Source organism: Stenotrophomonas sp. YAU14A_MKIMI4_1 (assembly GCF_003086855.1).
GTDB lineage: Bacteria > Pseudomonadota > Gammaproteobacteria > Xanthomonadales > Xanthomonadaceae > Stenotrophomonas.
In genome coordinates this window covers 1,823,651-1,837,865 of record NZ_CP025998.1, presented here as the reverse complement: position 1 = coordinate 1,837,865, position 14,215 = coordinate 1,823,651, and the positions used below count along the sequence as shown (strand labels likewise).

Genomic DNA, 14,215 nt, shown 5'->3' with positions numbered 1-14,215 from the left:
CGCGATTACTCCGTATTAATTTGCCAACCGGAAGGCGGTCAGCTTGCCATCAACGTTCTGCACCAGCAGCAATCCGTCGGCCACGATTGGCTGGGCCAGCAGGGCGTCACCGCCACTCTTGGCCCGCGCCGCCAGTGCGCCGTCGGACGTCTGCAGCCAGTGCAGGTATCCCTTGTAGTCACCCACCACCACGTAATCGCCCTGCAGGGCCGGGCCGGTGAGCGAGCGACGGGCCAGTGCGGTCTGCGACCACATGGCAGCGCCACTGGTCTTGTCCAGGCCGAACACCCCGCCCTTGTTGTCGGTTACGAACACATTGCCCGAAGACACCGCCACGCCACCGGCACCGCCGTGGTCACGCGCCCACAGCGGGCGGCCGGTCGGGCCTTCGATGGCCATGGTCTGGTTCTTGAAGCTGCTGACGAACAGCGTGTTGCCTTCCAGCACCGGGGCGCCGTCGACGTCGGCCATGCGCTCCAGCTCGGTACGGCCTTCGCCGCTGGCAAGGCTCTGGTCCCACAGGGTGCGGCCGTCCTGCATGGCCAGCGCGGACACGGCGCCGTCATCCTTGCCGATGAACAGCACGCCCGGGCCGGTGACCACCGGCGCGTTGCCGCGCACGGTCAGGGCCGGCAGTTCGCTGGGGTTGAACCACTTCTGGGTGCCGTTGCCGGCATCGAAGGCGGTCACCCGGCCGTCGTTGCTGCGCACGAACACCAGGCCGTTGGCCACGGCCGGGGCGGCGATGACTTCGTTGGGCACGCGGGCGCGCCACTTTTCGCTGCCATCGTTGATGTCCAGGGCAATGACCTGGCCATCCAGCGTGCCGATCACCACCAGGTTTTCACCCACGCCGGGGCCGCCGGACAGGCGCAGCTTCGGCTTCTTCTTTTCCTTGGTCGGTTCCCAGGTCCAGACCTTCTTGCCGGTCTGCAGGTCGATGGCGTGCACGCCGCCGGTAATGGCCGCGGCGAACACGTGGCCATTGGCCACCACCGGACCCTGGCGCACGCCAATGCGCTGCTCGCCCTTGCCCAGGTTCACCGACCAGGCCTTGTTGACCTTCACGGTCGGCTCGAACTTCACCAGCTCGGCCGGTTCCTGCGCCTTCTTGGCGGCGGCATCCTTACCGGCGAACCAGCCCTTCATGGTGCTGCAGCCGGACAGCGCCATACCGAGCAGCAGCACGGAAGCGACGCGCGTGATCATGACCTTCTGACTCATCAAACCGACTCCGCAGGGGCGGCGACGGTGCCGCCAGCGTCCATAACCTTGGTTTCCAGCAGGCGCCGCTGCGGCGCTGCCACGTCCAGCGTTTTCAGCGCCTTCTCATACTGTTCGCGCGCGGCATCGCGCTTGCCCTGGGCCAGCAGCGCATCGCCGTGGATTTCCAGGCTGCTGCTGTCGGTGGCACTGCCCAGCAGCTTGATGGCCTCATCGCTCTTGCCGGTGGCCACCAGCAGGCGCGCCACGCGCTGGTCGACCACGCGCTGCAGGTCGCCTTCAACCTTGACCGCGCGCAGGGTAGCCAGCGCTTCTTCGTTCTTGCCCGCATCCACCTGGGCCTTGGCCAGCTGCAGGGCGGCCAGATCGCCGTAGATGCTGGACGGGCCAGCCTCCAGCGCCTTCACCGCCTTGGCGGCGTCGTCCAGCTTGTTCTGCTCCAAGCCGACCAGGGCTTTCTGGTATTCGACATTGGCCGTGGCCAGCTTGCCGCCCTGTTGCTGCTGCCACCACTGCCAGCCGGCAATGGCACCGATGGCGATGACTACGCCACCGATGATGCTGGCGCCATTGCTCCGCAGCCAGCTGCGGACGCGTTCACTTTGTTCGTGCTCGTCGAGCAGATCGTCGATCGCCATGCGTACTCTCGCCCCGCCCATCGGGAGGGACCATTGGGATTATCGAAGGTGGTGAAACCGCGTCTCAGTGTGAAACCGGGACTACGGAGCCTTCAGAGGATACCTGAAAGCGGGCCACGTTGGCTCGCTGGTAGGGGCTCAGATCGACGATAGCGCCGTTCTGCTGAACCTGCACCGCCGAGGCATTGCCCAGGGTGACGCGGGTTACCTGGCCGGGGGTGAAGCTGCGGCGCTCGCCGGCCTTGATCAGGGCCTTCTCGACCGTGCCGCCATCGGGGCCGGCAATATCCACCCAGCTGTCGCCACTGAACTGCATGTCCAGGTTGGCGGCGGCCGGCGCAGCGGCCGGGGCCGGGCGCGGCACCGGGGTGAGCGAGGCCACGTACGGCGCGGCCGGCTTGGCAGCCGGGGCGGCCACCGGCGCGCTGGCCACGGCGGCATCGCTGCCTGCCACCGGCGGGGTGACCGGCACGGCGGCCGGAATGGCATCCAGCGAGGCGGTGCTGGGCGCCGGCGCGCTGTCGTCGAAGTGGCCGCGGGTGGCGAACCACACCGGCACCGCCAGCACGGCGGTGATGCCCACGTACAGCGCACGGCGGCCGAGGTTCTCGGCAATGCGGCGCGCACGCGGGGTATGGGTATGGCTGACCAGGGTGGGCGGCACCACCGGCCCGACCTGGGCCTGTTCCAGCAGCTGGCTGATATCCACGTTCAGCAAGCGCGCATAGCTGCGCAGCTGACCGCGCACGAACACCGGCGCACCCAGCTTCTGCCATTGTTCCTCTTCCAGCGACTTCACCACCTGGACGGGCATGCGCAGGCGCGCGCCAACGTCTTCAAGGGTCAGTCCGGCCGCCTCGCGGGCCTGGCGCAGGCGGGTGCCGCAGCCGGCCGCAGTATCGAGAGCGCTCACAGTCTGGTCATCAATCACAATGCATCAACCCTGGAGTTTAGGAGCCCGCATCCTGCGGAAATTCCTGTCGAATCCGCTGCAGATAGCGATCAGATGCCGCCTGATCGCCCAGTCGCGCTTCGATGTCAGACGCAAGTTGTAACACGGAACGCGTGGCCGGTGCAGCCGCAATCCTACGTTCGGCGAAGGCCCGCGCGGCCATGTACTGGCCCTGGCGGAAGCTGAGCTGGGCCATCGCTTCCAGCGCCACCGGGTTCTGCGGGGCGTGCTGCAGCGAGGTCCGCAGGTCGCGTTCGGCACGCTCTACCTGACCGGCATCGAGCGCGCAGCCCCCGGCGTTGGCCAGCGCGGCGGCGGGGGTGGCATAGCCCGGCGCCTGCAGAGCGCGGTCGAACCAGACCAGCGATTCGGCGGCCTGGCCGTGCTGGCACAGCCAGGCGGCGTAGTTGTTCAGCACATCGCCGCGCTGCGGGGCCAGTTCGGCGGCGCGGCGGAAGCCTTCGCCGGCCTGCTGCTGGCGGCCGCGGCGGTCGTCCACCCCGGCCTGCAGCATCAGCGCATCCACGCCATTGGGCTGGATCTTCAGCGCCTGCCGGGTCTTGCGCTCGGCCTCGTCCAGGTTGCCAACCTGCAGGTCACGGGCGGCCAGCGCCAGCATGTCGTCGTACTTGAACTGCTGGCGCACGTTGGGGTCGTCGCGCACGGTGTGCACCGGGGCCACGCCGCCGGGGCCGATGGGAATTTCAGAAGTGGTGGTACAGCCGCTGGCAGCCACTGCCAGCATGCCTGCGAACAGGGCCGGCAACCGGCGGTCAGGCCGCTGCATCACTCCCCTTCCCTGCCTGCAGCGTCTTGTTGAACTCTGCCTGGCGGCGCGTGCGGTCCATCACCTGGCCCTTCAACTGGCCACAGGCCGCGTCGATGTCGTCGCCACGGGTGCGGCGGACCATGGTCAGCACGTTGCTGTCCAGCAGGATCTTCTGGAAGGCGCGGATATGCGCATCTTCGGACCGCTCGTAGCGGGTGCCCGGGAACGGGTTGAACGGGATCAGGTTGACCTTGCCCGAGTCCCGGGCCTGCACCGCGTTGTCGAACTGGTGCATCAGGCGGGCCAGCTCGCGGGCATGCTCGGGCTTGTCGTTGATGCCCTTCATCAGGGTGTACTCGAAGGTGACCGACTCGCGGCGCTTGTTGGCGCGCAGGTAGCGGGCACACGAGGCCATCAGCTCGGCAATCGGGTACTTCTTGTTCAACGGCACCAGCGTTTCGCGCAGCGCGTCATTCGGCGCATGCAGGGAAACAGCCAGCGACACGTCGCTTTCGGCGGACAGGCGATCGATCTGCGGGACCAGCCCGGACGTCGAAAGCGTCACGCGCTTGTTGGCCAGGCCGTAGCCCAGGTCGTCGCGCATCACGCTCATGGCGCGCACAACGTTGTCGAAATTCATCAACGGCTCGCCCATGCCCATCATCACCACGTTGGTGAGGCGGCGCATCTGGTGCGGCACATTGCCCAGGTGCCGCGCGGCCACCCACACCTGGCCGATGATCTCGGCGGTGGTCAGGTTGCGGTTGAAGCCCTGGGTAGCGGTGGAGCAGAACGTGCAGTTCAGGCCGCAACCGACCTGCGAGGACACGCACAGCGTGCCGCGGGTCTTGTCGGGGATGTACACGGTCTCGATGGCGTTCTTGCCATCCACGCCCATCGCCAGCAGCCACTTGTGGGTGCCATCGGCGGAGGGCTTGTCGAACACGATGTTGGGAACAACGACCTCGGCATGGGCCTGCAGCTTGGCGCGCAGGACCTTGCCGAGATCGGTCATTTCATCGAAATCGGTGACGTAGCGATGGTGGATCCACTTCATCACCTGATGGGCACGGAATTTCTTTTCGCCGAGTTTTTCGACGAAAAACTGTTCCAGGCCCGCGCGATCGAGGTCGAGCAGGTTCTGCTTGCCAGCCGTGGGTGCCGACTTCGGCAGCGGCTGGATGGCGGGGGACTGTACGACCTCGTTCACGGCATCACTCTCAGCGCGAAACGACTTCGGTGGCGGCGAAGAAGTAGGCCACTTCAATGGCGGCATTCTCGACCGAGTCCGAGCCGTGGGCGGCGTTGGCATCGATGGAATCGGCGAAGTCGGCGCGGATGGTGCCCGGCGCAGCGTCCTTCGGGTTGGTGGCGCCCAGCAGGTCGCGGTGGGCCAGGACGGCGTTCTCGCCTTCCAGGGCCTGGATCATCACCGGGCCGGAGATCATGAACTCGACCAGCGCGTTGAAGAACGGACGCTCGCGGTGCACGGCGTAGAAGCCTTCGGCTTCACGGCGCGACAGCTGCTTGTACTTGGCGGCCACGACCTTCAGGCCGGCCTTCTCGAAGCGGGCGTAGATTTCGCCGATGACGTTCTTGGCAACGGCGTCCGGCTTGATGATCGAAAGGGTGCGCTCCAGCGCCATGGGATGTCTCCAATGGAATCGGGCCGCTGATGGCCCGAAGGGTAACATGAAAAAAACCCGCGTCGGGACGCGGGCTTAGCCTGATAAACGTGCGCGGATTGTAAAAGATCCCGCGTAGTAGTGCCAGCCCATGGCTGGCAGCCGCGCGGCCGCCCGGGGTCAGACCCCCGCAGGGGCTCTGACCCCCTTCCCCAGCCCAGCCAAGGGTCCCACCCCAGGGGTCAGATCCCCGCAGGGGCTCTGACCCCACCACGACCCGCCCGGCCATGGGGTCGGAGCCCCTTCGGGGATCCGACCCCATCCCCCGACCCCGCGGGTGAACGCCCTCTAACTCGCCCGGCAGATTTGCTGCACTGCAAAATGCCATACGCCCCCGTCTGGTCCTAGTATCAAACAATCGTTTGATTAAGGTCCGCCGTCCCATGGCCAAACCCGCCCACTTCTCGACCAAGGACCGGATCCTCGGTGCCGCCGAGGAGCTGTTCGCCCAGCACGGGTTCGCCGGCACGTCCCTACGCCAGGTCACCAGCCAGGCCGATGTGAACATCGCGGCGGTGAACTACCACTTCGGATCCAAGGAAAACCTGGTCAACGAGGTGTTCCGCCGCCGCATGGACGAAATGACCGCCGCGCGCCTGGCCCAGCTCGAGCGCGCCCGCAGCGAACACCCCGGCCAGCTGCGCCCGGTGCTGGCCGCCTTCGTGGAACCGGCACTGGCCATGGCCCAGGACCGCCAGAGCGGCGGCGCCTTCGTGCGCGTGATCGCCCGCGCCTACGCCGAAAAGAACGACAACCTGCGCAAGTTCCTGTCCGACCACTACGGCCACGTGCTGCGCGCGTTCGGCAAAGCCATTGCCGAGTGCGTGCCCGGCCTGAGCAAGGAAGAGCTGTACTGGCGGCTGGATTTCCTGGCCGGCTCGCTCACCTACGCCATGGCCGACTTCGGGCTGATCAAGCGACCCGCCGGTGTCACCGAAGCGGCGCATCGTGCCCATGCCGCCCACGAACTGATCCATTTCGCCGAAGCCGGGTTCCGCGCCGCCGCACGCGACAGCGCCCTGCCCGCTTCCATTGATTCCACCCAGTAACTGCTGACCAAAAAAGGCCCTACACCATGTCCAATTCCCTGCTAGTCCGCCGCGCCGCCGTGCTGGGTGCCGGCGTCATGGGTGCCCAGATCGCCGCCCACCTGACCAACGCCGGCGTCGATACCGTGCTGTTCGACCTGCCTGCCAAGGAAGGTCCGGCCGATGGCATCGTGCTGAAGGCAATCGCCAACCTGGGCAAGCTGAGCCCGGCGCCGCTGGCCAGCAAGTCGCTGGCCGAAGCCATCACTCCAGGCAACTACGAAACCAGCCTGGAACAGCTGAAGGACTGCGACCTGATCATCGAGGCCATTGCCGAGCGCATGGACTGGAAGCAGGACCTGTACAAGAAGATCGCCCCGTTCGTGGCCGACCACGCGGTGCTGGCCTCCAATACCTCCGGCCTGGGCATCAACAAGCTGGCCGACGTGCTGCCCGAGCAGCTGCGCCACCGTTTCTGCGGCGTGCACTTCTTCAACCCGCCGCGCTACATGCACCTGGCCGAACTGATTCCGGCCACCACCACCGACAAGGCGGTGCTGGAAGGCCTGGAAGCGTTCCTGGTCACCACCCTGGGCAAGGGCGTGGTGTACGCCAAGGACACCCCGAACTTCATCGGCAACCGCATCGGCGTGTTCTCGATCCTGTCCACCATTCACCACACCCAGCAGTTCGGCCTGGGCTTCGATGAAGTGGACGGCCTGACCGGCCCGCTGGTGGGCCGCCCGAAGTCGGCGACCTACCGCACCTCCGACGTGGTCGGCCTGGACACCATGGCCCACGTCATCAAGACCATGGGCGACACCCTGCCCAACGACCCGTGGCATGAATTCTTCAAGTCGCCGAAGTGGCTGGACGCGCTGATCAGCAAGGGCGCGCTGGGCCAGAAGACCGGCGCCGGCATCTTCCGCAAGGTCGGCAAGGACATCGTGGTGCTGGACCTGGAAAAGCAGGACTACCGCGCCGCCGATCGCACTGCCGCCCCGGAAGTGGTCGAGATCCTGAAGATCAAGAACCCGGCCGAAAAGTTCGCCAAGCTGCGCGAGAGCCAGCACAAGCAGGCGCAGTTCCTGTGGGCGACCTTCCGCGACCTGTTCCACTACAGCGCCTACCACCTGGCCGATATCGCCGAAACCGCGCGCGACGTCGACCTGGCCATCCGCTGGGGCTACGGCTGGTCGTTGGGCCCGTTCGAAACCTGGCAGGCTGCCGGCTGGAAGCAGGTGGCGCAGTGGATTGCCGATGACATCGTGGCCGGCAAGAGCATGAGCAGCGCCCCGCTGCCGGATTGGGTGTTCGATGGCCGCGACGGCGTGCACGCCGCCGAGGGCAGCTACAGCCCGTCGCGCAACGCCAAGCTGCCGCGCTCGTCGCTGCCGGTGTACCAGCGCCAGCGCTTCCCCGATCCGCTGCTGGGCGAGCAGTTCGCCCCGGGCGAGACCGTGTTCGAGAACGACGGCCTGCGCATGTGGCACGACGGTGATGGCATTGCCGTGGTCAGCTTCAAGACCAAGATGAACACCGTGTCCGACCAGGTGCTTGATGGCCTGCAGGAATGCGTCAGCCGCGCCGAGAAGGACTTCCAGGGCCTGGTGATCTGGCAGCAGAAGGAACCCTTCTCCGCCGGTGCCGACCTGGCCGGCGCGCTGGGCCTGCTGCAGGCCGGCAAGGTCGACCAGTTCGAAGAAATGGTGGCCAACTTCCAGCGCACCAGCCAGCGCATCAAGTACTCGCTGGTGCCGGTGGTGGCCGCGGTGCGTGGCCTGGCCCTGGGTGGTGGCTGCGAGTTCCAGATGCACAGCGCCAAGACCGTGGCCTTCCTGGAAAGCTACATCGGCCTGGTCGAAGCCGGCGTGGGCCTGCTGCCGGCCGGTGGCGGTCTGAAGGAACTGGCCGTGCGCGCCTCGCAGGCGGCCGGTCCGGGCGGTGATGTGTTCGCCGAACTGAAGAAGACCTTCGAGACCGTGGCGATGGCCAAGGTGTCCAACTCGGCGGTCAACGCCAAGGAACTGGGCCTGCTGCGCAGCACCGACAAGGTGGTGTTCAACAGCTACGAGGCGCTGTACATCGCCAAGGCCGAAGCGCGTGCGCTGGCCGAAGCCGGTTACCGCCCGCCGCTGCCGGCACGCCGCATCCAGGTGGCCGGTGACGTGGGCATCGCCACCTTCAAGATGATGCTGGTGAACATGCTGGAAGGCCGCTTCATCAGCCCCTACGACTACGAGATTGCCGAGCGCATTGCCACCGTGCTGTGCGGCGGCAAGGTCGACCGCGGCACCCTGGTGGACGAAGAGTGGCTGCTGACCCTGGAGCGCAAGCATTTCGTTGAACTGGCCCAGCAGGAAAAGACCCAGGCCCGCATCGCGCACATGCTGAAGACCGGCAAGCCGCTGCGTAACTGATACCTGCTTCTGGTAGGTGCCCACCTTGGTGGGCACACCCTCTGCCCCGGTGGGTGCCGACCGTTGGTCGGCACTCCTCCGCCTCTGGTAGGTGCCCACCTTGGTGGGCACACCGGCAAAACCCATTCAAGAGATCACTGCAATGACCAAGCAAATCCAGGACGCCTACATCGTCGCCGCCACCCGTACGCCGGTAGGCAAGGCGCCCAAGGGCATGTTCCGCAACACCCGCCCCGACGACATGCTTGCGCACGTGCTGCGCAGCGTCGTCGCCCAGGCCCCGGGCGTGGACGTGAACCGCATCGATGACGCCATCATCGGCTGCGCCATGCCCGAAGCCGAGCAAGGCATGAACGTGGCGCGCATCGGCGTGCTGCTGGCCGGCCTGCCCAACACCATCGCCGCGCAGACCGTGAACCGCTTCTGCTCGTCCGGCCTGCAGGCCGTGGCGCAGGCGGCCGATGCGATCCGCCTGGGCAACGCCGACCTGATGCTGGCCGGCGGCACCGAATCGATGTCGATGGTGCCGATGATGGGCAACAAGATCGCGATGGCACCGAGCGTGTTCGACAACGACCACGTGGCCATTGCCTACGGCATGGGCATCACCGCCGAAAAGGTGGCCGAAGAGTGGAAGGTCTCGCGCGAAGAGCAGGACGCCTTCGCCCTGGCCTCGCACCAGAAGGCCATGGCCGCCATCCAGAACGGCGAGTTCAAGGATGAGATCAGTCCGTACGAAATCGTCTCGCACCTGCCGGACCTGGCCGATGGCCAGCGCATCATCACCCGCAACAAGATTGCCGACACCGACGAAGGCCCGCGCCCGGACTCGTCCGCTGAAGGCCTGGCCAAGCTGCGCCCGGTGTTCCGCAACGGCCAGTTCGGCGGCACCGTCACCGCCGGCAACTCGTCGCAGATGAGCGATGGCGCCGGCGCCGTGCTGCTGGCTTCGGAACAGGCGATCAAGGATTACGGCCTGACCCCGCTGGCCCGCTTCGTCAGCTTCTCGGTGGCCGGCGTGCGCCCGGAAGTGATGGGCATCGGCCCGATCGCCGCGATTCCGAAGGCACTGAAGCAGGCCGGCCTGACCCAGGACCAGCTGGACTGGATCGAACTGAACGAAGCCTTCGCCGCGCAGTCGCTGGCGGTGATCCGCGATTGCGGCCTGGACCCGAGCAAGGTGAACCCGCTGGGCGGCGCGATCGCTCTGGGCCACCCGCTGGGTGCGACCGGCGCGATCCGCACCGCCACCCTGCTGCACGGCCTGCGCCGTCGCCAGCAGAAGTACGGCATGGTGACCATGTGCATCGGCACCGGCATGGGCGCCGCGGGTATTTTCGAAGCGCTGTAAGGCTGACCGCCTGGGGTCAGAGCCCTTTGCTACGCAAAGGGATCTGACCCCGATCCACCCGCTTCGTCTCGCAGTAGATCCACGCCATGCGTGGATGGTTTCGGGTGTGGGGTCAGATCCACGAAAAAAGGCAGCCAATGGCTGCCTTTTTTGCTTTTGCCCCTGCCCTTGATTCCGCCCTTCTCGTCCGCGCGCGCAGGAAACCTGGCAGGCGGGATGGGTGGGCCTTTGCAGGACCGCTGGCGCCATGGATGGCGCCAACGAGCCCCCATGGACGGGTTTACGGCGTGTCCTGCAAAGGCCCACCCATCCCGCCCATCACGTATCAATCAAGGCGCCGCGAACGGAGCGCTCGAAAAAACCTTACTCCGCCAGCATCGCTGCCAGCTTCTCGCGGGCCGGGCCGGCCAGCTTCGGGTTGTCCAGCGCGAAGCGGATCGTCGCTTCCACCAGGCCCAGGTGCGTCCCGCAGTCGAAACGCGTGCCCTCGAAGCGGTAGGCATCCACCGGCTCCTGCGCCAGCAGCGCGGCAATCGCATCGGTCAGCTGGATCTCGCCACCAGCACCACTGCCGGTCTGTTCCAGCAGCTCGAAGATCTTCGGGCTCAGCACGTAGCGACCCACCACCGCCAGATCGCTCGGCGCGTCTTCCGGCTTGGGCTTTTCCACGATCTGCGAAATACGGCCCTTGCGGCCATCGAACGCCTCGGTGGCGACAATGCCGTAGCTGGCGGTCTTCTCATGCGGCACGTCTTCCACCGCAATCACGCTGGCACCGCTGGCCTCGTTCAGATCGGCCATCTGCTTCAGCGCACCGGCGCCGCGGTTCCAGATCAGATCGTCGGGCAGCAGCACGGCGAAGGGCTCATCGCCGATCACCGCCTTGGCGCACAGCACCGCATGGCCCAGCCCCAGCGCCTCGGCCTGGGTGACGAAGATCGCGCGCACGCCTTCGGGCAGCACGTGGCGGATCAGCTCCAGCTGTTCCTGCTTGCCGGCGCGCTCCAGCTTCTGTTCCAGCTCGTAGGCCTTGTCGAAGTAATCGGCCACGGCGTGCTTGTAGCGGTTGGTGATGAACACCAGGGTGTCACAGCCCGCCTCGATCGCCTCGTCCACCGCGTACTGGATGAGAGGCCGATCGATGATCGGCAGCATTTCCTTGGGAACCGTCTTGGTGGCGGGCAGGAAACGGGTGCCCAGGCCTGCCACCGGGAAAACTGCCTTGCGAATGCGCTTGCTCATTAGTGCCTGCTGGCCTCTCGTGCGGGGAATGGCACGACTTTAGCGGACGAGATGTAAGCGTCCTGTTCGATTGGCGAGAATTCGGGCATGGTCGCGAACAGGATTTCCTGGATGGCGCCGGTGTCGTAGCTCACCGTTGCCTCGCGCAGCTTGGGCACGTTGCCCAGCACCAGATCGCGCGAGAAGGTACGCACGCCGGCCTCCAGCACCTTCGGGTGCGAGGTCGGTCGGTAGTCTTCGTCGGAATAGAACAGCGTCTCGTGCAGCTTCTCGCCCGGGCGCAGGCCGGTGTAGATGATCGGAATATCCTTGTACGGCTGCTTGCCGGCCAGGCGGATCATCTGTTCGGCCAGCACGCGGATCGGCACCGGCTCGCCCATGTCCAGGGTGTAGATGGCACCGTGCGATGCCGACGCGGCCGCCTGCAGGATCAGCTGGCAGGCCTCGGGAATGGTCATGAAGTAACGGGTCACTTCCGGATCGGTCACCGTGACCGGGCCGCCGCGCAGGATCTGTTCGCGGAACAGCGGCACCACGCTGCCGGCCGAGGCCAGCACGTTGCCGAAGCGCACGGTCACGAAACGGGTATGCGTGGACTTCTGGTCCAGGCTCTGGCAGATCATTTCCGCATAGCGCTTGCTGGCGCCCAGCGCATTGACCGGGTCGACCGCCTTGTCGGTGGAAATGAACACGAAATGCTCCACGCGCGCTTCCAGGCAGGCGCGTGCCACGTTTTCAGTGGCCAGGATGTTGTTGCGCACGGCTTCGCGCAGCTGCCGTTCCAGCACCGGCACGTGCTTGTAGGCGGCGGCATGGAAGGCCGTATCGACCGGGTGCAGCGACAGCGCATGGCGCATCACTGCCGGGTCGCCACAGTCGCCCAGCACGGCCTCTACTTCGATATCGGGGAAGCTGCGGCGCAGCTCGCCTTCGATGGTCAGCAGCAGCAGCTCGCTGATTTCCACCAGCACGATGCGGCCGGCGCCATGGCGCGCGCACTGGCGGCACAGTTCCGAACCGATGGAACCACCGGCGCCGGTGACCATGACGGTACGCCCGCCCAGCCAACCGCGGATCAAGTTCCAGTCCGGCATGATCGGCTTGCGACCCAGCAGGTCTTCGATCGCCACTTCCTTCAACTGGCCCGGCAGCGACTGGCCCTGCAGGATGTCGCTCAGCTTGGGCACGGTGCGGAACGGCACGCCGGTGCTTTCGCAGATGGCGACCACGCGTTGCATGCCCACCGCATCGAGCGAGGGAATGGCGATGACCAGCAGCTTGGCCGCGCTTTCGCGCACCACCGCCGGGGCATCGTCCAGGGTGCCCAGGATCGGCAGGCCCTGCAGCTTGGCGCCGCGCAGGTGCGGGGCGTCATCGAGCAGGCCCACCGGTTCGAAGTTGCCGGAACGGCGCAGGTCGCGCACCAGCGTTTCGGCAGCCTGGCCGGCGCCGAGGATCAGCACCCGGCGCGCGGTCGAATCGGACTGCAGCGACTGGTAGTCCTTCCATGCGCGGTACAGCAGGCGCGGCGCGCCCAGCAGGGCCGACAGTGCGAAGGGATAGATGACCAGCACCGACATGGGCACGCCGTTGAAGCGCTTCCAGGCCAGCACCAGCACGATGGCGACCAGGCCGATGAAGCTGGCCTTGAAGATGTTCAGCAGGTCGCTGACGCTGGCGAAACGCCACAGGCCGCGGTACAGGCCCACGCGCCAGAACACGATGCCCTGCAGCGCCAGCACCAGCGTGGTGTCGACATTCCACAGCGGCAGCGCCGGGGCGTCGGCCAGGATCGAGTAGCGACCGGCATGCAGCAGCTGCCAGCAGGCCCAGACCATGAACAGGTCGTGGCAGACGATGGCCGTGCGCGGCAAAAGACCGAGGATTCTGTCCCGCCAAGGTGAAGACATATTTCGCTTAATTCCTTATCGATTGCGCAATCCATTGCGCAGGAGGAGCCAGAGCAGAGTCAGCGCGGCAAACCACGCGACCGCTACGACAGCCTCCCACCTCGGCTGCAAGCTGGAGCAAACATTGAACACTGTAATACTGAACAGACCCAAAACAAAATACATCCCTGTGACCTGTGCGTGGCTGGCTCCTGCCTGCACTGCGCGCTGGTAGACATGCTGGGTGTGGGGTTCCATCCAGCGTTGCCCGGAGAGCATGCGCGCCAACAGTGTGAAGCCTGCGTCCACAAGGAAAGGTGAAATCGGCACCAGCAGCAGCATCCACTGGATGTTGGTCTTCAGGCTGGCGATGGCCAGCACGACAGATACCGCATAGCCCAGGGCGCCGCTGCCGACATCGCCCATGAAGATCTTCGCCTTGGGGAAATTGAACGGCAGGAAACCCAGGCAGGCCAGGCCCAGGGCAATGGCGGCCAATGAATAGGGCCACGGCAGCACCGGCGCCAGCCCCAGCGCGGCGATCACCGCCTGGCTGCTGGCGATGCCGTTGATGCCATCCATGAAGTTCCAGATGTTGATGAGCGAGGTGGTGAAGAACAGCACCAGCGCGGCCAGCAGCCAGCTGCCGCCATGCAGCTTCACCAGCCCGGCCAACAGCGCGGCGGCGACCACGTGCACGCACAGACGGCGCACCGCCGGCAGCGGGCGATGGTCATCCCACCAGCCGATACCGGCCACCAGCACCAGGCCCAGGCTGGCGATCAGCACGCTGCCTGCGGCGTCGGGCCAGGCCCACATCGCGGCACCTGCGGCCACCAGCAGGCTGATGACGATGGCGATGCCGCCACCGCGCGGGGTGGCCACGGTATGGCTGCGGCGTTCGCCCGGCTGGTCCAGCAGTTGCCGGCGCAGGGCGTAGCCCCGTGCGGCCCACGTCAATCCGGCGCTGAGCAGGGCCAGGCCCAGCAGCGCGCCCATCACCAGCCAGGGCATGGC

12 protein-coding genes are annotated in these 14,215 nt (G+C 66.4%); 3 read left to right on the top strand and 9 right to left on the bottom strand.

All coding sequences use genetic code 11. The features are described 5' to 3' along the window. Positions 1-15: 15 nt before the first annotated feature. The 6 genes from bamB to ndk all read right to left on the bottom strand — a co-directional run bounded on the left by bamB (position 16) and on the right by ndk (position 5,229). The gene (gene bamB / locus C1931_RS08495; RefSeq protein WP_108752880.1) at positions 16-1,224 is read right to left on the bottom strand and encodes an outer membrane protein assembly factor BamB; all 1,209 of its coding nucleotides are present in this window, start codon (positions 1,222-1,224) and stop codon (positions 16-18) included. Next, positions 1,224-1,862, bottom strand: a complete 639-nt coding sequence (locus C1931_RS08490) for a tetratricopeptide repeat protein (protein ID WP_108755991.1) — start codon at positions 1,860-1,862, stop codon at positions 1,224-1,226. Before C1931_RS08490 ends, bamB begins: the two co-directional genes overlap by 1 nt. Positions 1,863-1,926: 64 nt before the next feature. Next, positions 1,927-2,793: a RodZ domain-containing protein gene (locus C1931_RS08485; protein ID WP_108755990.1), complete on the bottom strand. Its 867-nt coding sequence runs from the start codon at positions 2,791-2,793 to the stop codon at positions 1,927-1,929. A 19-nt stretch (positions 2,794-2,812) separates the two neighbouring features. Continuing rightward, positions 2,813-3,601, bottom strand: coding sequence for a type IV pilus biogenesis/stability protein PilW (pilW, locus tag C1931_RS08480; protein ID WP_108752877.1), 789 nt, complete (start codon positions 3,599-3,601; stop codon positions 2,813-2,815). Next, positions 3,588-4,793 (bottom strand): 23S rRNA (adenine(2503)-C(2))-methyltransferase RlmN, encoded by a 1,206-nt coding sequence (rlmN, locus tag C1931_RS08475; RefSeq protein ID WP_108755989.1) that lies wholly within the window; start codon positions 4,791-4,793, stop codon positions 3,588-3,590. The genes pilW and rlmN overlap by 14 nt, the downstream gene beginning before the upstream one ends. A 10-nt stretch (positions 4,794-4,803) precedes the next feature. Further along, entirely contained in the window at positions 4,804-5,229 is a 426-nt protein-coding gene (gene ndk / locus C1931_RS08470; RefSeq protein ID WP_108749396.1) for a nucleoside-diphosphate kinase, read from the bottom strand. A gap of 422 nt (positions 5,230-5,651) precedes the next feature. Here ndk and C1931_RS08465 point away from each other — a divergent pair, with 422 nt between their 5' ends. The 3 genes from C1931_RS08465 to C1931_RS08455 all read left to right on the top strand — a co-directional run bounded on the left by C1931_RS08465 (position 5,652) and on the right by C1931_RS08455 (position 10,067). Then, complete coding sequence (locus C1931_RS08465) at positions 5,652-6,317, top strand: TetR family transcriptional regulator (protein ID WP_108752876.1); 666 nt, start codon at positions 5,652-5,654, stop codon at positions 6,315-6,317. A 26-nt stretch (positions 6,318-6,343) separates the two neighbouring features. Continuing rightward, positions 6,344-8,716, top strand: a complete 2,373-nt coding sequence (locus C1931_RS08460; RefSeq protein ID WP_108755988.1) for a 3-hydroxyacyl-CoA dehydrogenase/enoyl-CoA hydratase family protein — start codon at positions 6,344-6,346, stop codon at positions 8,714-8,716. Between the two features lie 142 nt (positions 8,717-8,858). Further along, positions 8,859-10,067 carry an acetyl-CoA C-acyltransferase gene (locus tag C1931_RS08455; protein ID WP_108752874.1) on the top strand — a complete coding sequence of 403 codons (1,209 nt, stop codon included), beginning with the start codon at positions 8,859-8,861 and terminating at the stop codon, positions 10,065-10,067. A gap of 363 nt (positions 10,068-10,430) precedes the next feature. On the opposite strand, the gene galU is transcribed toward C1931_RS08455, so the two are convergent. Genes galU through C1931_RS08440 form a run of 3 tightly spaced genes read right to left on the bottom strand, consistent with a single transcriptional unit; the run spans position 10,431 to position 14,212 of the window. Then, entirely contained in the window at positions 10,431-11,309 is an 879-nt protein-coding gene (galU, locus tag C1931_RS08450; RefSeq protein ID WP_108752873.1) for a UTP--glucose-1-phosphate uridylyltransferase GalU, read from the bottom strand. Then, a complete protein-coding gene (locus C1931_RS08445; RefSeq protein WP_164271348.1) occupies positions 11,309-13,219 on the bottom strand; it encodes a nucleoside-diphosphate sugar epimerase/dehydratase in 1,911 nt (636 codons plus the stop codon). The genes galU and C1931_RS08445 overlap by 1 nt, the downstream gene beginning before the upstream one ends. Positions 13,220-13,234: 15 nt before the next feature. Then, entirely contained in the window at positions 13,235-14,212 is a 978-nt protein-coding gene (locus tag C1931_RS08440; RefSeq protein ID WP_108755987.1) for a glycosyltransferase family 4 protein, read from the bottom strand. Positions 14,213-14,215: the final 3 nt, after the last annotated feature.

Coding starts and splice junctions, on each gene's coding strand:
- C1931_RS08460 (WP_108755988.1), top strand. CDS start 6,344: ATGTCCAATTCCCTGCTAGTCCGCCGCGCCGCCGTGCTGGGTGCCGGC.
- pilW (WP_108752877.1), bottom strand. CDS start 3,601: ATGCAGCGGCCTGACCGCCGGTTGCCGGCCCTGTTCGCAGGCATGCTG.
- C1931_RS08440 (WP_108755987.1), bottom strand. CDS start 14,212: ATGCCCTGGCTGGTGATGGGCGCGCTGCTGGGCCTGGCCCTGCTCAGC.
- ndk (WP_108749396.1), bottom strand. CDS start 5,229: ATGGCGCTGGAGCGCACCCTTTCGATCATCAAGCCGGACGCCGTTGCC.
- bamB (WP_108752880.1), bottom strand. CDS start 1,224: ATGAGTCAGAAGGTCATGATCACGCGCGTCGCTTCCGTGCTGCTGCTC.
- C1931_RS08490 (WP_108755991.1), bottom strand. CDS start 1,862: ATGGCGATCGACGATCTGCTCGACGAGCACGAACAAAGTGAACGCGTC.
- galU (WP_108752873.1), bottom strand. CDS start 11,309: ATGAGCAAGCGCATTCGCAAGGCAGTTTTCCCGGTGGCAGGCCTGGGC.
- C1931_RS08445 (WP_164271348.1), bottom strand. CDS start 13,219: ATGTCTTCACCTTGGCGGGACAGAATCCTCGGTCTTTTGCCGCGCACG.
- C1931_RS08455 (WP_108752874.1), top strand. CDS start 8,859: ATGACCAAGCAAATCCAGGACGCCTACATCGTCGCCGCCACCCGTACG.
- C1931_RS08465 (WP_108752876.1), top strand. CDS start 5,652: ATGGCCAAACCCGCCCACTTCTCGACCAAGGACCGGATCCTCGGTGCC.